Source organism: Prevotella sp. C0026C3, assembly GCF_056590795.1.
Genome location: NZ_JBWPWW010000006.1, coordinates 109,571 through 134,235 on the forward strand (window position 1 = coordinate 109,571; position 24,665 = coordinate 134,235).

Here is a 24,665-nt window from a genome sequence, read left to right on the forward strand (position 1 = left end):
ATGAACAAAATACGAACATATTTACTGAATGCGGTCGGTCTGTTGACACTCGCAACAGGCTTTACCGGCTGTAACAATCTGTTCCACGACGCGCCAGTAGACAAGTTGGCTGAGCCTAGTATATGGAAAAGTCCACTCTTACTCGATGAGTATACGATGCCTTGGTATCGCAATATGCATAACGGTTTCAACATCCTCATGTCTACCAGTTGGCTATTGCGTAGCATGTCTCAGCCTTTCCCGGCTTGGTATAGTGACCAGTTGACCTACTCAATGAGTACTTGGGGACGTACCGGATTTGCCGATGAGCAGGCTGGAAAAGAAACTGCTATCACGCGAACAGCCGGCAGTTCATGGGGTAGTTGTTACGAAATGATTCAGCACATCAACCGTTTGCTGGCCAACGAAGGAAGTATTGCCAATGGAGCTTCCAAGCAACGCATCTTGGGTGAGGCTCATTTCTTCCGTGGATATTATTATTATATGTTGTTGAGACGCTTCGGCGCACCTCTACTGATAGACCATTTATACGATCCACTCAACGATAATGAGAAGTTCCCGCGCTCGTCTTATGAGAAGATGGCGGAGTTTATAGTTTCCGAAGCTCAGCAGGCTGCCGAGTTGTTGCCTGCAAAATATGAGTCGCAAGATGTAGGTCGTGTGACTAAGGGAGCTGCCATGATGCTCAAAGCGAAGGTGTATTTTTGGGTTGGTTCGCCACAGTTCCAGAATAAGGATAAAGAATATTATGGCTTTACCGGCGACCGTTCGAAGGAGATGATGCAGAAAGCAGCGGCTGCTTATGAGGAGTTGGTGAAGTCGGGATTGTACAGTCTCGTGCCCGTAACAGGTAGTACAGAGACTGCTATTGCCGATAGCTACACCAAGATATTCCTCACGAAGAACAGCGTTGAGTCTATCTTGGAAGTTCATCATAGCGATACCGGTATTGTAGAAGACTTCGGACATCGTCTGGACGAGGATGCTGCGCCTCCTTTCCTCAATGGTACGCGATGCGCTTATGTCCCCACTCAGAACCATGTTGATGAATATGGCATGCGTGATGGAAAGACGTTAGATCCTCAACATCCCTTTGAAAATCGCGACTATCGCTTCTATGCCAACATCCTTTATGATGGTTCGTCGTTCCGTAGCCACGTGATGGACATCCATTATACAATGGAGGGTGGCAAGAAGAAGGCTGGTGTAGACCTCACGAAGCATGGTACCGACCGCAATGCAGGTGTTACCCGCACGGGATATTACATGCGTAAGTTCCTTGATCCCACAGCTTCTCTCTTTGGAGACAGCAAGTATGGTAGCAAGCAGAACTATATTATCTGGCGTTATGCTGAGGCTTTGCTCGACTATGCCGAGGCTTCTTTCCGCTCAGGTAATACTGCTGTGGCTCTCAATTTGGTCAATCAGGTGCGTAAACGTGTACACATGCCGGAATTGACGAGCATTACCCTCGACCAGATTCTCAACGAACGTCGAGTGGAACTAGCCTTCGAAGAGACTACATACTGGGATTATCTGCGTCTAGGTACGGCTGTTGCCAAGCTCAATGGTTCGGAAAATCCATTGCGTGGTATGGAGATTGTGAAGGGTGAAGATGGTAAGATGACTTACAAAGTGTCTTCCCTCAAGTCTCAGAAGACCGAACGTGTGTTCAGAGCTAATCAGAATTATTACCCCATTCCATGGTCTGAAGTGCGCTATCATGAAATAGACCAGAATGCAGAATGGAACGAGAAGTAAACTAACATTTTTAATATGATTGTACTCCCTCTTTCTGTCGACAAGGCAGGAGGAGGGAGTTTGCTTTGTGTGGAGTTAGAAGTGAGGAGTTATGAGTGAGTAGTTAAGTTGTAGAAATCAATATTTCTAATCCATTACTCTGCGACTCTTCGTTTACTGCAAGGCTGCATCAGCATTACTGTTCGGGCTATGCAGTAATGTTGAAGAGGCTTTGCAGCATTGCTGCCTCGGCCTTGCAATATCCTCATCCCGACTCTTTAAGCCTCATTCTAGCGATTACTTACCTTGTTAATCGCTATATCTTCGCATATAAAAGCAGTGGTTTTATTTTGAAATCAAGGCAACTTCCATTAACTTTGTGTGCCGAATGCAGATGTATGTAGACGTCATATTGCCCCTACCTTTGGAAGGATTGTTCACCTATTCCGTGCCCGACGAATTGTCAATGAGAGTAGGTGAGGGGATACGTGTGCAGGTGCCACTAGGCAAAAGCAAACGGTATACGGCGATGGTGGCTAAGGTTCATGAGACGAAACCGGATTTTGAAGTACGTCCCATCCTTGCCGTTCTTGACGAATCGCGTATGTTGTTACCACAACAATTGAAGTTGTGGCAATGGATAGCCGACTATTATCTGTCGCCGATTGGCGAGATTTATAAAGCAGCTTTGCCCTCCGGTCTGAAAGCAGAGGATGGTTATCGACCTAAGACGGAGGTGTATGTGGGATTGGCAGAGCCTTTTCGTACTGAGCAAGCATTACATGTGGCGCTGAATATTTTGGCACGTGCCACCAAGCAAGCCCATGCTTTCGCGGTATTTTTGGCTTTGAGTCATTGGGATTCGTTGCAAGGCGATACACCGCAGCAACCGATAACCGAGATAACGCGCGAAGAACTGATGAACGAAGCGCATGCCACGTTGGCTCATGTGCGTGCCCTCATCGACAGAAAGATACTTTATCTCTATGAAAAAGAGGTGGGACGACTGAATGGAACTGTCCGTCCTATGCCCGAAAATATCAAGCCGCTCAATGATGTTCAGACAGTGGCGTATCGCGAGATAGCCGCTCAATTCCAAAAGCGACAAGTAGTTTTGTTGCATGGAGTGACGTCGAGTGGTAAGACAGAACTCTATATTCACTTGATACAAGAGGCTATCGACCGTGGCGAACAGGTGTTGTACCTGCTTCCGGAGATAGCTTTGACGGTGCAGATGACCGAGAGATTGCAACGCGTCTTTGGCAATCGACTGGGTATCTATCATAGTAAATATAGCGATGTCGAGCGTGTTGAGATTTGGCAGAAGCAACTATCAGACCATCCCTACGATGTGATTCTCGGTGCACGCAGTGCTGGCTTCCTTCCATTTCAGCGGTTGGGGTTCGTCGTTATAGACGAAGAACATGAGTCAAGTTTTAAACAACAAGACCCAGCACCGCGTTATCATGCACGAAGTGCGGCTATCGTGTTGGCACAGATGTATGGTGCGAAGACCCTGTTGGGTACGGCTACGCCCTCAATGGAGAGCTACTACAATGCGCAAACGGGCAAATACGGACTGGTAACGCTCCAAACCCGCTATCAAGGCATACAACTTCCGGAAATACAGGTGGTCGATGTGAAAGACTTACGACGTCGCAAGATTATGCGTGGGGCGTTTTCTCCGGTGCTATTGAAGGCTATTAGAGAGGCTTTGGCAGCCGACCAACAAGTGATACTCTTTCAAAATAGGCGTGGATTTGCACCGATGATAGAGTGTAAGGTGTGCGGATGGGTGCCTAAATGTGATAACTGCGACGTGTCGCTCACATTGCATAAGAATATGAATCAACTGTCGTGTCACTACTGTGGATTTACTTATTCCGTGCCCGAAGAGTGCCCTAATTGTGGTAATACCGACCTGCATGGGCGTGGTATTGGTACCGAGAAGATAGAAAGTTTGATTACTGAGGAGTTCCCCGAAGCCCGAGTGGCTCGTATGGATCTTGATACTACACGTACGAAAAATGCTTATGAACGTATTATTCGCGACTTTGCTGCCGGACGTACCAACCTCTTAATTGGTACGCAGATGGTGACCAAGGGGTTGGACTTTGATCGTGTGAGTGTGGTGGGAATATTGGATGCCGACTCGATGTTGAATTATCCTGATTTCAGAGCCTACGAACATGCTTTTATGATGATGGCACAGGTGAGTGGAAGAGCAGGCCGAAAAGGTACTCGCGGACGTGTTATCCTACAAACGAAGAATCCTGATTTGTCGGTTATCAATCAAGTGGTGCATCACGATTTCAAGGGGTTCTATACCGATTTGATGGAAGAACGCCGTCTATTCCGTTATCCACCATTTTTCCATTTGGTGTATGTCTACTTGAAACATCGCAATGCAGATGTGGTAGAGTCAGCCGGATTGGAACTTGGCGGACGCTTGCGCCAGTATTTTGGTGATCGGGTTTTGGGGCCCGATAAGCCGGCTGTAGCACGTGTAAAGCAACTTCATATTCGCAAATTGATGCTGAAATTAGAGAATGGTATCGACCAAAAGAAGGTGAGAGAGGTGTTGAGATGGGTGCAGGTAGAGTTGATGAAGGATAAGCGCTACGCCCTCTTGCAGATATATTACGATGTAGATCCTATGTAAAAAGGTATTGTCCGTTTGGAACAATACCCTTTTACACTGTTAGAAGTGAGGATTTAAAAGTTAGGAGTCAATAGATCATAACTGAAAACAAAAAGCCCCTCACATGGAATGAGGGGCACGAGAGAATTATTTAAAAATCTATATCTAGTCCGATACCAAATACTCGGTTGGTACGAGTGAAGTCGTCTGCACCGTAAAGCAAGCTTTTGCCATCGCCTTGAGGGGTGGTAAGCAGACCTTGGGTAGTTTGTAAAGCTGCTTTAACTTTGCTTTCGTCCATGCCTAATGCACCTCCCAGCTTGCCAACAATGCCTCCGGCCAAATTTGAAAGATTATTGTAGTTGTTGGTATTACGCTTGTAATGTGTATAATTAGTTTGGAAATAAGCGAGGTTCAAAGTCATCTTCTTGTTGAGATGTATGCCGACACCGAATCCGAACGAGTAGCTATTCACATTGAAGCTGATGTCTTCCATATACTCATCTGTCATTTGATAGCGTGTAACCTGGGTACCACCACTCACGGTAAAACGTTTGTTGATGTCGTATTCAGCACCGAAGAGATACTCGTTGGTATCACCTCCGAGCAGTTTTTGCTTATTATTATAGAGATGGGCATTCTTGTCGAAGTAGTGATGCCAACCGGCATTGAGTCGCAATGTGGGTAGTACAGACCACTGGGCGCCCACAGTGAGTAGGCTGGGAGAGTCTTCTTCTACTTCTTTTCCATCTTCAAATTTTGCCAATTGTTTAAGGTTCTTGGCGCTCTCGCTATTTGCCGATTTGTTTTTCAAGCGCATACTAGTCTTGAATTCGTATTTAGCTGCGAAGTTGAAATCTCCCGTTTTGTAGTCGATACCCAAGATAGGAGCGAGTCCCCAACCTGTTTGGTCGCAGTTGAGGGTTACATCTTGTGTCGCAATACCGAGTGCACCGAGGCTGGCTCCTTTGATTTTGTAATCCTTAGCCGAGGCAGCGGCTGCTGTGGCAGCGGCTACATTGCCTGCTTTTGCATATTGTTCGGCTGCAGCGGCATATTTACCTGCTGCCTCGAAAGCGGCTGCCGACTGTGCTGTAAAAGCTGATGGTGCATTGACAAATTCTGTAGAACCGGCAGTACGCACCTTGATGTTACGCACATAACCATAATAGTTGGCATTGCCATAGAGCAGTCGCAGACCACCATATACAGAGAGATGGTCATTGATTTGGTATGCTGTTCCGAGTGTAAATCCAAAGTAATATTGTCTACCACGCATGTATGTATCCATGTCGTATTGCTCAATAGCGGGGAGTCCAAGTGCTCCTAAACCGAGTTTGGTAGTCAATGCGTCAAGGTGACCGGATAGTAATGGCAGCATGGCAACGCTACTTTCAAACGAACCTAAGCCTTTGGCAAACTCTGCTTTACCTCCTCCGCCGGTAACGGCAAAATTGAATTGGAAACTCCACTTGCCTTTGTTGTAGGCTGTTTGTAAAGCAGGAAGGATGGGCGCATTGGCAACTCCTTTGAAGGTCTTATTGGTTTTGCCCTCATTCTGTGTTCCGAAAGCAAAAGCACCAAAGGTCGAATTGACACTACGAGTTTGATGTGCATTCTGTATATTGATTGATAGATGCCATCCATCGTTGAGGAATACCACACCGGCAGGATTGAAATATACTCCGTCTATAGCAATGGCTGCGTCGCGAGCCGGGTTGCGAAGGAAGGTAACACTTTGGTTAGTATTGGTTAATAAACCACCTGCCCATGAGAATTGAGACGTTAACAAAATTGCAACAACAATTATAAATTTTAACTTAGTCATCTTGAATAGTTGTAAAAAATATGTCTGCAAAGTTATTAAAAATGTTCTATAATTCTCTAATAAGGTTTTGTTTATTTAGTAATGTTAACAATGTAACAATAAAAGCCTGCACAAATCAGTATGTTTGTGCAGGCTTTTAGGCATGTAGTATTGTTTAGTTGGCTACAGGCAATAAACTGATATATTATATAATATGGTATATACGATAAGCTTATTTCGGCTTTCCGGTTGTATCAGTTGGCTGCTTTGGTGCATCTTTGATACCTTTTTTGAGTTCTGGATAAGAGATACGCGTGTGGTAAATAGCTTTAAGTCGCTCAATAGCGACTTGTTTAGCCTGACTTATATCACGGAATGTGATAGGGCATTCGGTGAAGAATCCATCGGCCACTTGGGCGTCAATGAGTTTGTTAACCAAAGCGCTGATACTCTCTTCGGTGTATTCCGGCAACGAGCGGGAGGCTGCTTCTACCGTGTCGGCCATCATCAATATGGCTTGTTCGCGTGTGAATGGATTCGGACCGGGGTAGGTAAAGCTCTCCATATCTATTTCTTCATCGGGGTGAGCATTCTTGTAATTCACGTAGAAATACTTGGCTACACCACGCCCATGATGTGTAACGATGAAGTCTTTGATAAACGATGGAAGGTTATTCTTTTCTGCCATCTTTACTCCTTCGGGCACATGGTTGATGATAATCTGTGCACTTTCCTTGGGAGTCATATTATCGTGAGGGTTTATACCGACCTGATTCTCGGTGAAGAAGACTGGGTTTTCCATCTTCCCTATGTCGTGATAGAGTGCTCCGGTACGCACGAGGAGACTGTTGGCACCTATCTTATTGGCAATCTCTGCGGCCAAATTACCCACTGTAATGGAATGTTGGAAAGTGCCGGGAGCTATCTCGCTCATGTCGCGCAAGAGTCCCTTGTTGGTGTTAGAGAGCTCGAAGAGCGTTACGTCGCTTGTAAATCCGAATGCCTTCTCAATGAGATACATCATCGGGTAAGTGAGTAATAGGAAGATACCGTTGGCAATGAAGTGGTAGTACATGTCTTGATTCAACTTCGATACATCCTCGTTTTGCATCATCTGCAAGGCAAAATAAACGAGGAACGTACCAACGGTGACAAGTAATGCCGTCTTAAATACCTGCGAACGTTTGGATAGTTCGCGTAGCGAATAGATGGCTATGAGCCCGGCTACCAATTGTATGATGATGAATTCGTATTGGTATTTCACGGCCGCGGCACTGATAAGAATCATCGTACAGTGTGCGATGAATGCCGTGCGAGAGTCCATAAATACGCGAATGAAGATAGGTACCATCGCAAAAGGCAGGATATATACGCTGAAGATGCTGTGGCTCATCATCAAAGATACCAAGATGGGGAAGATGGTAATGAGCGAATAGAGCATCATAATGCTTCGTTGGTCGCGGAAATAGTCGCGTCTGAAGAGTGCCAGATAGGTCGTGAAGAGCGTGATAAGCATAAAGACAAAGATGCATTGACCGATAGTGGTGTACGTAATCTCTTGCTTACTGGCATTGCGTCGAGACATTTCGCGCTCGAAAGAGCTAAGCACTCGGTACACATAATCATCTACAATCTCACCTCGGTCGATGATTTTTTGCCCACTCATCACCATTCCGCTGGCGATAGGAATACCACTCAATATGTCGTTTTTCTCCGTTTCACTGCGCTCACTGTCGTATTCTAGGTTTGGTACAATGTAGTTATTGAGATTCAGTCGTTGCAAGAGCGGGCGCTGTTGAGCTAACTTCTCATCTTGGAACAACTGTTCATATGCAGTCATGGTAGAGTAGATACAGTTGATTTGTACACCTGTTGCTTTCTTTCCATTGACTATTCGGAGGATGTTGGTAGAATCTTTTGCCAGTACATTATACTCCGGCATCTTCATGATACCGGCTTGATAAAGTCTGTGAAAACGGTCTAGTAACAAGATTTTATACTCTTCTGTGAGTCCCGATGAACTGTTGGCAAAGTCTTTTTTGAACTTTGCCACCTGCTGTTTTTCTACATAACTATTATAATTATAGTAGGGCTGGAACAATTCCATCATGGAGTCTTGCTCGGATTTCAGTATCTCATCGGTCTTATAAATGGGGAAATCGAACTTCGCGATGAACGAACCGTACATCCATGGTTTACCCACATCGTAGCGGAAATGCTGTACTTCGTTGCGTGGCAAGAACCATACAATGACAGCAACCGTAATGGATATGAGGGCTAGGCGACTGAAAAGATTTCGCCAATAGTACTTAGATGTCTTGTAAGAATATCTCATTATAAACGGTGTTTATGTCTATTATTATGCGAAAATACAAAAAAAGAACGGCATTACTGGAAAAAATATATTAATTTTGCAAGAAATATCTATATCTTATCTACATTGATTGAGGATGGCAGAAAGAAAAGTAAGGGTGCGTTTCGCGCCTAGTCCAACAGGAGCTTTGCATATTGGCGGTGTTCGCACAGCATTGTATAATTATCTATTCGCACGTCAACATGGTGGCGAACTCGTATTCAGAATAGAGGATACCGACTCACATCGGTTTGTTCCCGGAGCCGAAGAATACATCATTGAGTCGTTCCGTTGGTTGGGAATTCGTTTCGACGAGGGTGTCAGCTTTGGTGGACAGCATGGTCCTTATCGCCAAAGTGAGCGCCGAGAAATCTATAAAGAGTATGTCAGGCAGTTGCTTGACAACGGTAAAGCCTACATAGCTTTCGATACACCAGAGGAACTTGAGGCCAAACATCAGGAGATTGCCAACTTCCAATACGATGCTCGTACACGCATGCAGATGCGCAATTCTCTTACATTATCAAAAGAAGAGGTAGACCAACTCATTGAGGATGGAAAGCAATATACTGTTCGTTTCAAGATAGAACCGGGTAGGGAAGTGCATGTTCACGACTTGATTCGTGGCGAAGTCGTTATTAAGAGCGATATTCTAGACGATAAAGTGCTCTATAAGAGTGCCGACGAGTTGCCTACATATCATCTTGCCAACATCGTCGACGACCACTTGATGGAAATCACACACGTCATTCGTGGTGAGGAATGGTTGCCAAGTGCGCCTCTTCATGTGCTGTTGTATGAGGCTTTCGGATGGGCCGATACCATGCCGGAGTTTGCACATTTGCCTCTGTTATTGAAGCCCGAAGGCAAGGGAAAGCTTAGTAAGCGCGACGGAGACCGCCTCGGTTTCCCCGTATTTCCATTGGAATGGCACGACCCTAAGACCGGAGAAGTGTCGTCAGGATACCGCGAAAGCGGTTATTTCCCAGAGGCTGTAATCAACTTCCTCGCTTTGTTGGGATGGAATCCGGGGACAGAACAAGAACTGTTTACGCTTGATGAACTGGTTCAGGTATTCGATATTACAAAGTGTTCTAAGAGTGGTGCTAAGTTCGACTACCAAAAAGGAATGTGGTTTAACCACGAATATATCCTGCGTAAGAGCGACGATGAAATTGCCAAATTGTTTGCCCCCATCGTTGCCAACAACGGTGTAGAAGAGTCTATGGAGCGTGTTACGCAGGTGGTTCACATGATGAAAGACCGCGTAAGCTTCGTTAAAGAATTATGGCCCTTATGCTCTTTCTTCTTTATTGCGCCTACTGAGTACGACGAGAAGACAGCCCGCAAGCGTTGGAAGGAATATTCTGCCCAGCAAATGGCGGAGTTGGCCGATGTCATTGAAGGTATTTCCGACTTCTCAATAGAAAACCAAGAGACTGTGGTGTTCAAATGGGTTGAGGATAAGGAATATAAGTTGGGCGATGTGATGAATGCTTTCCGACTGGCATTGGTGGGTATCGGCAAAGGTCCCGGCATGTTCGATATTACCGCATTCTTAGGAAAAGAAGAGACGCTGACACGTCTTCGCCGTGCCATTGAGGTCTTAAAATAAGTTTGTATCAGTATTAAAGAGGAAATAGCATAGTCGTGTATCAAGTCATCATATACCTATATCTGATTGGAGTAGCTATTGCCAGTCTCTTCAATAAGAAGGTCAAAAAGATGTGGAAAGGCGAGCGTCAGGCTATCGCTTTGCTGCGTGAGCAAGTTGATCCTGCTGCAAAGTACGTTTGGTTTCATGCTGCTTCGCTTGGCGAATTTGAACAAGGACGCCCTTTGATGGAACGTATGCGGCGCGAACATCCTGAATATAAGATACTGCTTACATTCTTTTCTCCCTCAGGCTATGAAGTGCGAAAGAACTACGAGGGTGCAGATATAGTTTGTTATCTGCCCCTTGATACCATTCGCAATGCCCGTCGATTCCTGCGTACGGTGCGTCCCGTCATGGCCTTTTTCATCAAATATGAGTTTTGGTACAACTATCTGCACATCTTGAAGCATCGAGGTGTGCCTGCTTATAGTGTGTCTAGTATTTTTCACGAAGACCAAATCTTCTTCAAATGGTATGGTCGTCGATATGCAGAAGTATTGAAATGTTTCAAACGTTTCTTTGTACAGAACGCTGAGAGTAAGGCTCTTTTGGCTAGATTCGGTGTTACCGATGTCGACGTGGTGGGCGATACGCGTTTCGACCGTGTACTTCAAATCAAGGAAGCCAGCAAGCGTTTGCCCATTGTTGAGGCTTTCAAGCAAGAGCGTCCGGTGTTTGTTGCCGGGTCTAGTTGGCCTCCTGATGAGGATATTTTCATCTCTTATTTCAATGAGCATAAGGATTGGAAGTTGATTATCGCACCTCATGTGATAGGTGAAGACCACTTGAAACAAATCCTCTCCAAGCTCAATCGCAAAGCGATACGATATACTCAAGCGACTCAGGAAGAGGCTGCTACGGCTGACTGTCTTATCATAGACTGTTTTGGTTTGCTGTCGTCAATCTATCATTATGGCGAGGTGTCGTATGTAGGTGGTGGTTTCGGTGTGGGCATCCATAATGTCTTGGAAGCTGCCGTTTGGAATATTCCTGTGATATTTGGCCCGAACAATAAGCATTTTCAGGAGGCTCAAGGACTTATGGCAGCCAAAGGTGGCTTTGAGATTACTAATGCCGACGACTTCAATAGCTTGATGTCTCAATTCGCCCAAACCGATTTCTTGAAAGCCAGTGGCGATGCTGCTGGCCGATTTGTTGCCGGTTTTACGGGTGCTACCGATAAAGTGCTCAGTCATTTATAACTATTTCTCGCTTCGATGCCAGCCTATTTGCCTTGAAGATAGGCTTTCTTTGTTTCATCGGTACACGAATTGCTTCTTTTTTATGGGTTTTGATGCAATTGTTTTCTAGATGATACCATTAATTCATTTGTTCTTCTTATTTTTGTAATGTCTATTTTGCTAATAGGATATACTTAGATAATACGATAACTTATAAACCCAAAATCATGTTTAAATTATTCAGGATACTACTTGTAGCTTTATTGCTTACCGTTGTTTCTACGCTTCATGCGCAACTCATTCCGCAACCTACCAACGTGCAATGGGGGCAAGGTGGTTATACGCTTACCGCAAAAACTACTATCAGTTGTGATAATGCTTCGCTGCGTCCGGCTGCTGCTTATTTAGCTAAACTGCTGGCTACACCCACCGGTTATGCCTTTCGTCAGAAGAAGGGTAAAGGTTCCATTCGTCTTATGTTGACCAATAAGGGTATTAGTGGTAGCTATCAACTGCAGTCCGATATGCGTGGTATCACCATCAAGGGAGCCGACTATCGTGGCGTGGTGAATGGCATTGCTACGCTCCGCCAGTTGTTGCCTGTGCAAATAGAGTCGCGCGAGGCTGTAAAACGTGTTTGGACGGTGCCGGCAGTGAATATTACCGATACTCCCAAGTTTGCTTGGCGTGGCATGGAACTAGATTGTTCTCGCCATTTCTTTACCCGTGATGAGGTGATGGAATTGCTTGATGTGTTGGCGCTTTACAAGATAAATAAGTTTCATTGGCACCTCACTGATGACCAAGGATGGCGCATCGAAATCAAGAAGTACCCGCTGTTGACACAGTATGGGGCTTGGCGTACATACAATAATCAGGATACCGTTTGTATCAATCGTGCCCAAAAGGAGGATAATCCAGCTCTCATGCCAGCGGCTAAGAATGTACGTGGTGATGGCAAGTATGGTGGCTTCTATACGCAAGACGATATTCGTGCCATTGTATCTTATGCTCGCGACCGCGGTATCGACGTCATTCCAGAGATTGATATGCCCGGTCATAGTTTGGCTGCTATTGCCAATTACAAAGGACTTTCGTGTTTTGAACAGACTGGTTGGGGCAAATTGTTCACCACACCGCTATGTCCCGGCAAAGACCACATGCTTGATTTTTGCAAGGATGTATGGCGCGAAGTGTTCTCACTCTTCCCCGGTGAGTATGTACATATAGGCGGTGACGAGGTCGATCAGAAGAATTGGAAGACTTGTCCCGACTGCCAACGTCGCATTAAAGAGCAGCATTTGAAAAACGAGCATGAGTTACAGGCATGGTTCCTCCATGAGATGGAGAAGTTCATCAATGCTAATGGGCGCAAGATGATAGGCTGGGACGAGATTATCGAAGGTGGACTCTCGGCTACGTCTACGGTGATGTGGTGGCGCAACTGGAATCCATCGGCACCCAAACAAGCTGCAGACCACGGTAATTCTGTGATTCTAACACCGAATACCGAATTCTATCTTGACTACGATGGCGATGCTGCCGGCATGCAAAAAATATATGGTTACAACATGCGTCCTAATGGAGTGACAGAGGCTAACAGCCACTTGGTACTCGGTGTACAGGGCAATCTATGGACGGAATGGGTACCCACACGCGAGCGAATGTATTTCCAGTCGTTCCCCCGAATGTTGGCAGTGGCTGAGTTAGGTTGGAATGGAACGGGTAAAGACTGGGATGGTTTCAATCGTAGAGTAGTGGCTCATTACCCTCGTTTGCAACAGTTAGGTGTGACTTATCGCATTCCACCGCTCACCGGATTCCATCGGGTGAATGTGTTTACCGATGAGGCGCAGGTGAAAGTAGATTGTCAAGATCCCTCGGCTGTGATACGTTATACCACTGATGGCAGTATTCCACAAGCCTCTTCACAGCGTTATACCGCACCGTTGCGTGTGACTTCTACCACCGATTTCGCGTTCCGCTTGTTCGGAACTGATGGACGTAAAGACAACACCGTGCATTTCCGTTATCAGAAAGAAGATTATGCTCCGGCCGTATCTGCGGATAATGTCAACCCCGGATTGCAAGTAGTGTGGCATGAATATGATGGTTCCGGTTGTGCAGATATAGAGAAGGCGCCGATTAATGGCACTTATACAGTTGATAAAGTAGAGATTCCGAAAGAGGTAAGTGGTAACATCGGGTTGGTGATAACGGGCTATATTGATGTTCCCGAAGATGGTATTTATACTTTTGCATTGTTGTCCGACGACGGTAGTTGGCTGAAAGTAGATGGTCAGATGGTCGTCGATAACGATGGAGACCATTCACCACAAGAGGTTGTGGGGCAGCATGCCATGCGCAAGGGGCTGCATCCTATTGAGGTAAGATACTTCGACCACAACGGTGGACAGTTGAGCCTGCGGGTGTCAGGTGCCGGTCAAGTGAGCTATCGACACTAGTTTTTATATGTCATTATAACTAGATGGACCGACCTATGGACTTGTTTCTGTAGGTCGGTTTCTTTGTTTAATTACTTCCTATTACCTCTTTATCTACTCCATGGAAACCTTGTTTACTCGCCATTTTGCCTACTTGTTAACTCTCTATATATCCCTCCCCTTTTGGGGAGGGTCAGGGTGGGGGCTGCTGCTTCGCTTCAGCAGCAATGCTGTTTCGGCTTTTCAGCTATGCTGTTTGAGCTATGCAGCAAGATTGCCAAGCCTCTGCAGCAAAACGAAAGGGAATATTTTGGCATTCCATACTTATTTATTACTTTTGCTTATGAATCGCATGGAGCGAATGATATGATAAACCTATGAAGTCGATTAGAGAAATATACAAGATTGGGATAGGTCCTTCGAGCAGTCACACGATGGGACCTCATAGAGCTTCCAAGATTTTTGTGGAACGCCATGAAAACGCAACACACTTTGAAGTGACCCTCTATGGCAGTCTGGCTGCTACCGGTAAAGGACATATGACGGATATGGCTATTGAGGAAGTGCTTACTCCTGTGGCTCCCGTAACTATTCATTGGGAACCTACAGTCTTCTTGCCTTACCATCCGAATGGTATGAAGTTTGCAGCTTTTGATGCTGATGGGAAGATCAAGGAAGAATGGACGGTGTACAGTATCGGTGGTGGAAATCTGTCAGAGGGAATCGAAGATACATTGGCAGACGTCGAAGATACCTATCAGTTGAATACGCTTACCGAGATTCAAGCGTGGTGCGAAGACCACGGTATGAGCTTTTGGGAATATGTGGAACAGTGTGAAAGCAAAGATATATGGGATTTCCTTGCTGAGGTTTGGCATGTGATGGAGGATGCCGTGAAGCGCGGTATAGAGACCGAGGGAGTATTGCCCGGTGTGTTACATTTGCCTCGTAAGGCCTCTACCTATTATGTGAAGGCTCAGGGATTCCGACAGTCGTTGCAGTCACGCGGACTGGTTTATGCCTACGCATTGGCTGTGAGCGAAGAGAATGCGGCCGGTGGAACGGTGGTCACTGCACCTACTTGTGGTGCTTGTGGCGTCATTCCGGCAGTGCTTTATCATTTACGTCATGCCCATAACTTCAGCGAAACGAAGATTCTACATGCCTTGGCAACTGCCGGATTGTTCGGTAATATCGTGAAGCAGAATGCTTCTATATCGGGCGCCGACGTAGGTTGTCAAGGTGAGGTAGGGGTAGCTTGCGCCATGGCTTCAGCCGCTTCGTGCCAGTTGTTTGGCGGTACGCCCTCGCAAGTAGAGTATGCTGCCGAGATGGGATTGGAACATCACTTGGGTATGACTTGCGATCCTGTGTGCGGATTGGTACAGATTCCGTGTATCGAGCGTAATGCCTTTGCGGCCGCTCGTGCCCTCGATGCCAATCTATATTCAACTTTCTCCGATGGTAAACACCGTGTATCGTTCGACCATGTGGTGGAGGTGATGAAGCAAACTGGCCACGACTTGCCTTCGGTATATAAAGAAACGAGTGAAGGGGGGCTAGCGAGGGCGTATAGGAAGAAGTAAAACCTCACCCCCGTCCCCTCTCCCAAGGAGAGGGGAGAAGTTATGAGCGTGTGTAGGAAGAAGTAAAACCTCACCTTCATCCTCTCTCCTAAGGAGAGGGGAGAAGTTATGAGCATGTGTAGGAAGAAGTAAAACCTCACTTTCATCCTCTCTCCTAAGGAGAGGGGAGAATAGGAATCGGTTGTTCAATATAATCCTCTTAGTTACTCCCCTCCTTGGGAGGGGACGGGGGAGGTTAATCAACTATCAATGTAATATAGTCTCTGTAGGCACTCCCCTCCTTGGGAGGGGACGGGGGAGGTTAATATAATTCTTATGACTTTACAGGAAATTTTAAATCACAGAAGGGCCGTTCGCCACTACGACCCGGCGCAACCGCTCGACAGTGAGCGCGTGTGCCAATGTATAGAAATGGCGACATTGGCACCTACCAGTTCTAATATGCAATTGTGGGAAGCCTATCATGTGACCGATAAGGGGGTGTTGCAGCAGTTGACGCATGCTTGTCTGGACCAGTTAACGGCTTCTACCGCCCAACAGATGGTGGTGTTTGTGACGCGTCAAGACCTCTATAAGGGGCATGCGAAGGCTAATTTCGAATTCTTGGTGGAAGATGTGAAGCGCAATAGTCCGGCAGAAAAGCACGAGAAACGTACGAAACGCTGGGAGATGTACTATGGTAAGTTGATGCCGTTCCAGTATGCTCGCTGTTTCGGTATGTTGGGATTGTTCCGTAAACTGTTGGCGCAAACCATCGGATTGTTCCGTCCTATGGTGCGCCAAGTGAGCGAACAAGATGTTAGGGTGGTTGTCCATAAGAGTTGTGCACTTGCCGTACAAACCTTCATGTTGGCTATGAGTGAGGCTGGTTACGACACTTGTCCGGTCGAAGGTTTTGATAGTGCCCTTGTCAAGAAAGCACTACACTTGCCTTGTGGTACCGAAATCAATATGGTTATCACCTGTGGTATGCGCCTACCCGATGGTGTATGGGGTGACCGTTTCCGCCTACCTTTCGATCAACAATATCATCGTATCTGATCAATAAAAATATCTAAAAAGGATAGTCTGTTTGATGTTTTAGTGTTACTTTTGTATCAAAATCAAATGGTATAGGAAGTAAAATGGAACATAAAGGCCGTGTGAGAGATTGGCAACAGGTTGTTGCAGATGTTCAAGAAGGTGCTCATGTGGAAATAGGATATTCTGATTCGGACATCATGTTGATTGATAATCTTCGTGCTCTGTCTGAACCTGATCCCATACGAGTAAACATGAATGCGATAGCTTTTTGCAAACGAGGACGCATGCAAGGCCAATTGGATGGGGTGTCTGTTACGATTTGTATGGGCGAGGCAATTTTATGTGCTCCTAATGCCATGATAGAAAATGTCATGGTGAGTCCCGATTTTGAATGCGCTGTACTGTGTATCACGACCAATGGGCTGCGTAACATCCTTCATAATAATATGAATGTGTGGACGCAGGCTGTTTATGTGAATCGAATATCAAAGGTGAAGTTAACCGAACAAGACACTTTGTTCTACCAACAGTTTTATAGTTTGTTGGGGCTTTGTATTGATGCAGGTGCTCAATCAACGGCTTGGAAACCGTTCAAGGGCGAGTTGGTGCAGACTTTAATCAAGTGTGCGTTGCTGGGACTATGTTCTTTGCTTACCGATAGCATGAATAATGTGCCTGAAGACCATCAAGCCAGCGACGGAATTTTTACCCGTTTTGTCTCTTTATTGCAGAATAGTGAGGTGAAGCATCGGCCTGTAGAGGAATATGCGCAAGAACTGTTTATCAGTCCAAAATACCTGACTGTTATTTGTAAAAAGCAATCGGGCAAGACAGCTAACGATTGGATACGTGAGTATACTTTGGCAGATATTAATTATTATCTGCGCTCTACCGACCTCTCGGCCAAAGAAATTGCCCATAAGACCGGTTTCCAAAACGTCTCATTCTTTGGAAAATATGTGAAAGAACATTGTGGAATGCCACCCATGAAATATCGGGAAACGCTGCGAAATACATAAGATAAGTGGCTCGATATATGTAGGAGAGGGGCTTGAAAAGAAAAAAATAAGAGCTTAGATGAAAAAACTTTCATAAAAAGTTGGCAGTGTACAAAAAGTATTCTACCTTTGCAATCGCTTTACGAAAGTAAGGGCGTTTAGCTCAGCTGGTTTAGAGCATCTGCCTTACAAGCAGAGGGTCGGCGGTTCGAATCCGTCAACGCCCACATAGAGATAGTCTCTGTAGCCGTTTAAGGTTGCAGGGATTTTTTTTATTTATGGCCTATGAGTAATTTTGTGAGATTTTATATAAAGCATTTACGTAAATATCTTGCGGTATTTGTTGGTTACATAGCGGGCTTGATATTCTTATTATTTGTATTAGGCTGCTGCTATCTGCTTCCGGAACAAGGAGATTCTTTGGCGGGTGTCTTGTATTATTACCTGTTATTGATACTCGGAATAACTGGTATTATTGTCGATTTGGCGGTTCATATCTTTTGTCGTACTTATGTAATTCGCTTCTTTGCATGCTTAGTTACTATGCTGACATGGTTGATAACTACATTCATATTCTCACTATCTTTGCCACCAGCTGCTACTTGTTATCAAGAAGATGCAGTGGGAGATTTGGTTTGCATTATTCCGGGGTGGACTGATTGGGGCGATTATACGTTATGCGTTGGGTATGTATTACTATATTTGATAGCTGCTTTATTTATTAGCTTTTTAGGTAGATTATGCTTTAAAACTAATGGATAACAGTGCTCTAAGCTGTCGTGCTTGTTGCTTTTATCGTGTATTCCGAGCTTGTTGTCCTCATCATGGCATATTTGATAGGATGGTTGATGAATAGGAAGAAGAAAGAAAAATAAGGATATGAGACCCTGTTTGGGTTGATATTTGACTGTTTTTTGAAAAATATCATCGAAAAATTTGGTAGTATCAAAAAAGTCTTTTACCTTTGCAACCGCTTTACAGGAGTAAGGGCGTTTAGCTCAGCTGGTTTAGAGCATCTGCCTTACAAGCAGAGGGTCGGCGGTTCGAATCCGTCAACGCCCACACAATAGAGTCCTATAGTCGGAATGATTATAGGACTCTTTTCTTTTTAGATTATTTTATCAGTTTGCTTTTGTTGATTTTCTGGCAAAACAGTACCTTTGCACCATAATATATATATTACCAAAATACGTATTAGTATGAGTCTTGATCAGTTGACGGCGATTTCTCCGGTAGACGGCCGTTATAGAGGGAAAACAGAACCACTTGCGAATTATTTTTCAGAGTATGCTTTGATACGCTATCGTGTCCGTGTAGAGATAGAGTATTTTATTTCACTTTGTGAGCTTCCTTTACCACAGTTGGCTTCTTTCGACCATGCGCTGTTTGAACGTCTACGCGACATTTATCGCCTGTTTGATGAGGCTTGTGCCCAGCGCGTGAAAGACATCGAGAAGGTGACGAACCACGATGTGAAAGCTGTGGAATACTTCATCAAGGAAGAGTTTGACAAGATTGGTGGACTGGATGAATACAAGGAATTCGTGCATTTCGGGTTGACCTCGCAAGACATTAATAATACAAGTGTGCCACTATCTATCAAAGATGCTTTGACAGAGGTGTTCTATCCGCAGATAGAAGAACTCATTGCGCAATTGGAGACTTATGCAGAAGAGTGGAAAGATGTGCCGATGTTGGCCAAAACTCATGGTCAGCCTGCATCGCCCACACGACTTGGTAAAGAGATAGAGGTGTTTGCCTATCGACTCAAGGAGCAGTTGGAGATGGTGAAGGCATGCAAGATTACAGCTAAATTTGGTGGGGCAACAGGTAATTATAATGCCCATCATGTGGCTTATCCTGCTTACGATTGGAAAGATTTTGGTAATCGTTTTGTGAAAGAAAAACTAGGTCTGGATCGTGAACAATTCACTACTCAGATTAGCAACTACGATTATATGGGTGCCCTCTTTGATGGTATTCGTCGTATCAATACAATCATCATCGACCTTGACCGCGATTTTTGGATGTATATCTCCATGGATTATTTCAAGCAGAAGATTAAAGCCGGTGAAGTTGGGTCGAGTGCAATGCCGCACAAGGTGAACCCCATTGACTTCGAGAACAGCGAAGGTAATCTCGGTATAGCGAATGCTTTGTTGCAATTCTTGGCTCAGAAACTGCCGGTAAGTCGCTTGCAGCGTGATTTGACCGACTCTACTGTACTTCGCAATGTGGGTGTACCTGTAGGACATACAGTAATAGCTATCCAGAGTACATTGAAGGGATTGCGCAAGTTGATACTCCATGAGGAGAAACTAACTGAAGACTTGGATAATACATGGGCGGTGGTAGCCGAGGCTATTCAGACCATCCTTCGTCGCGAAGCATATCCACATCCTTACGAAGCATTGAAAGCTTTGACGCGTACAAATCAGAAGATGACGGAGCAAACGATTCATGAGTTCATTGCCGGATTGAATGTAAGCGATAGTGTGAAAGCCGAATTGATGGCCATTACACCGATGAATTATACCGGAATTTAACGATATATAGAGAGACGAATTATTTATTAATTATCATTATAGATTTTATTTCAACAACTTATTAACCGCCGTGAGGCTTAACAAAGAGAATTAAAATGGAGTTTGAAAACGAAAACAACAATCAGAATCTGTCGTCAGAACAGAGCGAGAATGGCCGTGAGGGCTATGCATCACAAGGAAGCTATTCAAGAGACTATCATTCAACAGGACGTTCACAACGCCCCCGTATCCATACACAACGTGCTTACAGCAGCGAGCGTGGTAGCATGAACGGAGGTAATTCAGAGGGTGGATTCCGCCCCGAAGGATTTGGCGTAGGTTTACAGAGCAATGCTCAAGGCGCCCCACAGCGTCCCTATCAACCTCGTCAACAGCAAGGTGGCTATCGTCCTCGTTACAATAATAATGGTGAAGGTGGTTACCAACCTCGTCAGCAGGGAGGCTATCGCCCTCGTTACAATAATAATGTTGAGGGAGGATATCAGCCTCGTCAGCAGCAAGGTGGTTATCGTCCTCGTTACAATAATAATGGTGAAGGTGGCTATCAACCGCGTCAACAGGGTGGTTATCAGCCCCGTTACAATAACAATGGTGAAGAAGGTGGATACCAGCCTCGTCAACAAGGTGGCTATAACAGCCGTGGTGGATACAACAATAACCGTGGTGGCTATGGTAATAATCGCGGTGGTTATGGCTATAACAACCGTGGCGGCTATGGAAACAACAATCGTGGCGGTTACAATAATCGCGGTGGTTATGGCAATCAAGGCGGCTATCGCCAACACACACCGGGCTATGATCCTAATGCAAAATACAGTTTGAAGAAGCGTATTGAGTATAAGGAGGAGCACATAGACCCGAACGAACCGATTCGTTTGAACAAGTTCTTGGCCAATGCAGGTGTTTGTAGCCGTCGCGAGGCTGATGAATTTATTCAGGCTGGAGTGGTAACGGTGAACGGAAACGTCGTTACCGAGTTGGGTACAAAGGTGCTTCGTACGGATGAAGTGAAGTTCCACGACCAGAATGTATCCTTGGAAAAGAAGGTATATGTATTGCTCAACAAACCTAAGGATTGCGTGACGACGAGCGATGATCCACAACAACGCAAGACCGTTATGGAACTTGTGAAGGATGCTTGTCCCGAACGTATCTATCCGGTAGGTCGTTTGGATCGTAACACTACAGGTGTATTGCTTCTTACCAATGATGGAGATTTGGCTAGTAAGTTGACTCATCCGAAGTTCTTAAAGAAGAAAGTATACCATGTTTATCTTGATAAGAACGTCACAGCACATGATATTCAGCAGATTGCCGATGGTATTGAGTTGGAAGACGGAGAGATACATGCAGACGCAATCGAGTATGCTGACGAGCGCGACAAGAGTCAGGTAGGTATTGAAATACACAGTGGAAAGAACCGTATTGTACGTCGTATCTTTGAAAGCTTGGGATATCGTGTCATCAAACTCGACCGTGTACAGTTTGCAGGATTGACTAAGAAGAACCTTCGCCGTGGCGATTGGCGTTTCTTAACAGAGAAAGAAGTAGAGATGCTCCGCATGGGTGCATTTGAATAAGTTGTATTTTAAAGATTCTATCATAACAATATGAAACGAACTAAAGTCATCGATGCCCTTCAAAGTACCGACTTTGGACGAAACATTATCGTGAAAGGATGGGTGCGTACCCATCGTAGTAGCAAAGCCGTAGACTTCATCGCGCTGAACGATGGTTCTACTATTAACAACATACAGGTGGTAGTAGACCCTACGACTGTGGATGCCGACATGCTCAAAAGTATCACTACCGGGGCTTGCCTTTGCGTAACAGGTACTTTGGTAGAGAGCCAAGGACAAGGTCAGACCGTAGAGATTCAGTGCCGTGAGATTGAAGTTTATGGTCTCTGCGCGAGCGATTATCCTATGCAAAAGAAAGGACAATCATTCGAATACATGCGTCAACATGCTCATCTACGTTTGCGTACGAATACCTTTGGAGCTGTGATGCGCATTCGCCATCATATGGCTATTGCCATTCATAAGTATTTCCACGACCATGGCTTCTACTATTTCAATACGCCGCTAATTACAGCTAGCGATGCAGAAGGAGCCGGACAAATGTTCCAAGTGACCACGAAGAACCTCTATCGTTTGGAGAAAGACGAGAATGGAAAGATTAAGTACGAGGATGATTTCTTCGGAAAGATGACCTCACTCACCGTGAGTGGACAGCTAGAAGGTGAATTAGGAGCCACAGCCCTAGGCCAGATTTATACCTTTGGTCCTACGTTCCGTGCAGAGAATAGTAATACTCCTCGCCACTTGGCAGAGTTCTGGATGATTGAACCGGAGGTTGCTTTCATTGATATGAACGACTTGATGGACTTGGAAGAGGATTTCATCAAGTATTGCGTGAAGTGGGCTTTGGACAATTGTAAGGACGATCTTGCTTTCCTCAACAAGATGATTGACAAGACATTGTTGGAGCGTTTGCAGGGCATTTTGAAGGATAGCTTCGTGCGTTTGCCTTACACTGAGGGTGTGAAGATACTTGAAGAGGCTGTTAAGAACGGCAAGAAATTCGAGTTCCCTGTATCTTGGGGCATGGATTTGGCGAGCGAACACGAGCGTTATCTCGTAGAAGAATACTTCAAGAAGCCTGTCATCATGAGCGACTATCCAAAGGAAATCAAGGCTTTCTATATGAAGATTAACGAGGATGGAAAGACTGTTCAGGGCACCGACGTGCTGTTCCCACAGATTGGAGAAATCATTGGTGGCTCTGTTCGTGAGGAGAATTACGAGAAACTGATGGGCGAAATAGAAGAGCGTCACATCCCTATGAAGGATATGTGGTGGTATCTCGATACCCGTAAATACGGAACATGCCCTCATGGTGGTTTCGGTTTGGGTTTTGAACGTCTTATCCTTTTCGTTACAGGTATGCAGAATATTCGTGACGTAATACCTTTCCCACGTACACCGAAGTCGGCAGAATTCTAAGGAATATCATATAAAAAAGAGTGGCAATCAATTTTGATTGCCACTCTTTTTTTTGTTTATCTATGTAGATTACCATTTTTTTCTACTTCCGTATCCGGGTACGGCATATAGATCAGATTGTCACTCCAACTACCTGTTACCAACACACTCTCTTGTGCAGTGAATCCTATTGCAACTTCAAGAGGCTTGTTTGCCTTTCTATACTCGAAGTTTTCTTTCAGTCGATTCATACGGAACTCATCGCTACGACGGGTTACCATGGCTACCCAATAGCCTGCAACTTCCCATCCATGTTCCATGTATGCAGCCTCGGCAAGCTCATTTGCCGACATCGCATCAATGCTGACGCCTCCAACCTTATCGGCTTCGGCAGCGCTAACAGCACGTTGACGTACCTTTTTCAGGCACTCTTTGGCCTGTGTCAAGTCCGAACTGCCGCTACGAGCAGCTGATTCTGCGTACCATAACATGACTTCGGGATAGCGAATCAGTTTGTGACGAGTGTCGGTACACATTCCTAAGTAAGGAGGTTTGGTGTAGTCGTAAGGTGCACGTACCTCTTTCCCCTTCTCATCGGCATTGAGTGTAAAGACTGTAAACATAGGATGATACTCTGCTACAACAGGTTTTCCATCCTTCTTTTCCCACCAATCAACCAATTTACCGTCTTTCATACGAATCTTTGGACTGTAAACGGCTGCCTTTCTAGGGCCTTCAGGGAAGTTTTTCCAGAACTTAATTTCTCCCCATCCATCTCCCCATCCGTCGAGAGATTCAAATAAGTTACAGCTAGAGAACTCTGAATCGGTATTCCAGTTCTTCAACGGAGAGTTGTTAATACCCAATACGGTCTCGTTGTTATAGTTGTTACCATACGAATATACATTCTTCCATTCAGCGTCCATCTGTAGGTTATATTTTCCAGCCTTTACACCGTCTATCACTTCTTTGGCTTTGGTTGCAGCCTTAGCATAGTAATCTTTACCAAGATTTAATGGATAACCGGCCATCGACATATAGACAGCTGCCAGAGTAGATTTCGCTGCTTGCTGGGTGATATATACATCGACGTTGAACAAACGACGAGGTTCTTTATCGTATTTTGTGGGTAACACCTTCTCGCAGAATTCCAAATCTTCTACGATAAGCTTGTAGATACCGGCTTCATTGGTAAGAGGTGTAGTCCCTTTATCATTGGCATTGTGCAGATTGACAGGCAATGGTCCAAAGATTCTAACGAGATAATAGTAGGCATAAGCACGCCAAAATCTAGCTTGGCCTAGTGCCATATTGATTTCTTCTTTGGTTGTTGGCGTCTTCTCTACATTATCAACGATGAGGTTGGCAGCCTTAATCAAGTTGTAGTATCGTTTCCATGCATCTTTAATACCCTTGTTATTATTGCTTACCGAGAACTTGTCTATCTCTGCACAAGCCTGTTTGTTAGAGCCGGGGTTGGCTGTAATGTCGTCTCCCTGCCACTGTGGATAGAGCATATTGGTGAAGTTTTGCAAATGGTTCACTTGCTCATAGAGTGCAAAGAGTCCCATGTCGAGCTCGCTCTGTGTAGAGAAATAGCCCGCTTCTGTTAACTGACCTTTTGGATCTTCAGTAAGGTCGGTACATGATACTAGCAAACCTGCGGTGGCTGCTAACAATAATATATACTTTTTCATACGTAATT

General features: G+C 45.1%; 15 protein-coding genes and 2 tRNA genes. 14 read left to right on the top strand and 3 right to left on the bottom strand.

Annotation, left to right across the window (positions count from 1 at the left end):
- Entirely contained in the window at window positions 1-1,761 is a 1,761-nt protein-coding gene (locus AC1EK4_RS05600) for a RagB/SusD family nutrient uptake outer membrane protein (RefSeq protein WP_480357348.1), read from the top strand.
- A 373-nt stretch (window positions 1,762-2,134) separates the two neighbouring features.
- Window positions 2,135-4,402, top strand: a complete 2,268-nt coding sequence (gene priA, locus AC1EK4_RS05605) for a replication restart helicase PriA (protein ID WP_480357349.1) — start codon at window positions 2,135-2,137, stop codon at window positions 4,400-4,402.
- Window positions 4,403-4,532: 130 nt separating this feature from the next.
- Here priA and AC1EK4_RS05610 read toward each other — a convergent pair whose 3' ends face one another.
- Both AC1EK4_RS05610 and AC1EK4_RS05615 read right to left on the bottom strand, forming a co-directional pair.
- Window positions 4,533-6,209: an OmpP1/FadL family transporter gene (locus tag AC1EK4_RS05610; protein WP_036899547.1), complete on the bottom strand. Its 1,677-nt coding sequence runs from the start codon at window positions 6,207-6,209 to the stop codon at window positions 4,533-4,535.
- A 211-nt stretch (window positions 6,210-6,420) separates the two neighbouring features.
- Window positions 6,421-8,523: an HD family phosphohydrolase gene (locus tag AC1EK4_RS05615; RefSeq protein WP_036899551.1), complete on the bottom strand. Its 2,103-nt coding sequence runs from the start codon at window positions 8,521-8,523 to the stop codon at window positions 6,421-6,423.
- A gap of 115 nt (window positions 8,524-8,638) precedes the next feature.
- On the opposite strand from AC1EK4_RS05615, the gene gltX reads away from it, so the two are divergent.
- The 12 genes from gltX (at window position 8,639) to asnS (ending at window position 22,981) form a co-directional block, all read left to right on the top strand.
- Window positions 8,639-10,156, top strand: a complete 1,518-nt coding sequence (gltX, locus tag AC1EK4_RS05620; protein WP_480357351.1) for a glutamate--tRNA ligase — start codon at window positions 8,639-8,641, stop codon at window positions 10,154-10,156.
- 35 nt (window positions 10,157-10,191) lie between these two features.
- The gene (locus AC1EK4_RS05625; protein WP_036899556.1) at window positions 10,192-11,400 is read left to right on the top strand and encodes a 3-deoxy-D-manno-octulosonic acid transferase; all 1,209 of its coding nucleotides are present in this window, start codon (window positions 10,192-10,194) and stop codon (window positions 11,398-11,400) included.
- A gap of 206 nt (window positions 11,401-11,606) precedes the next feature.
- Entirely contained in the window at window positions 11,607-13,844 is a 2,238-nt protein-coding gene (locus AC1EK4_RS05630; protein WP_480357353.1) for a family 20 glycosylhydrolase, read from the top strand.
- Window positions 13,845-14,200: 356 nt separating this feature from the next.
- Complete coding sequence (locus AC1EK4_RS05635; protein ID WP_480357354.1) at window positions 14,201-15,409, top strand: L-serine ammonia-lyase; 1,209 nt, start codon at window positions 14,201-14,203, stop codon at window positions 15,407-15,409.
- 315 nt (window positions 15,410-15,724) lie between these two features.
- Window positions 15,725-16,450, top strand: coding sequence for a nitroreductase family protein (locus tag AC1EK4_RS05640; RefSeq protein WP_480357356.1), 726 nt, complete (start codon window positions 15,725-15,727; stop codon window positions 16,448-16,450).
- An 83-nt stretch (window positions 16,451-16,533) separates the two neighbouring features.
- On the top strand, window positions 16,534-17,451 hold the full coding sequence (locus tag AC1EK4_RS05645) for a helix-turn-helix domain-containing protein (protein WP_052052954.1): 918 nt from the start codon (window positions 16,534-16,536) through the stop codon (window positions 17,449-17,451).
- Between the two features lie 131 nt (window positions 17,452-17,582).
- A tRNA-Val gene (locus tag AC1EK4_RS05650) sits at window positions 17,583-17,657 on the top strand.
- Window positions 17,658-17,715: 58 nt separating this feature from the next.
- Window positions 17,716-18,192 (top strand): hypothetical protein, encoded by a 477-nt coding sequence (locus tag AC1EK4_RS05655; protein ID WP_156431053.1) that lies wholly within the window; start codon window positions 17,716-17,718, stop codon window positions 18,190-18,192.
- A gap of 225 nt (window positions 18,193-18,417) precedes the next feature.
- Window positions 18,418-18,492: transfer RNA gene (locus tag AC1EK4_RS05660), tRNA-Val, on the top strand.
- Between the two features lie 137 nt (window positions 18,493-18,629).
- Window positions 18,630-19,976, top strand: coding sequence for an adenylosuccinate lyase (gene purB / locus AC1EK4_RS05665; RefSeq protein ID WP_062434008.1), 1,347 nt, complete (start codon window positions 18,630-18,632; stop codon window positions 19,974-19,976).
- 95 nt (window positions 19,977-20,071) lie between these two features.
- Window positions 20,072-21,556, top strand: coding sequence for a pseudouridine synthase (locus tag AC1EK4_RS05670; RefSeq protein WP_480357357.1), 1,485 nt, complete (start codon window positions 20,072-20,074; stop codon window positions 21,554-21,556).
- A gap of 30 nt (window positions 21,557-21,586) precedes the next feature.
- Entirely contained in the window at window positions 21,587-22,981 is a 1,395-nt protein-coding gene (gene asnS / locus AC1EK4_RS05675; RefSeq protein WP_036899574.1) for an asparagine--tRNA ligase, read from the top strand.
- Between the two features lie 56 nt (window positions 22,982-23,037).
- Here asnS and AC1EK4_RS05680 read toward each other — a convergent pair whose 3' ends face one another.
- Window positions 23,038-24,657, bottom strand: coding sequence for a RagB/SusD family nutrient uptake outer membrane protein (locus tag AC1EK4_RS05680; protein WP_480357359.1), 1,620 nt, complete (start codon window positions 24,655-24,657; stop codon window positions 23,038-23,040).
- Window positions 24,658-24,665: the final 8 nt, after the last annotated feature.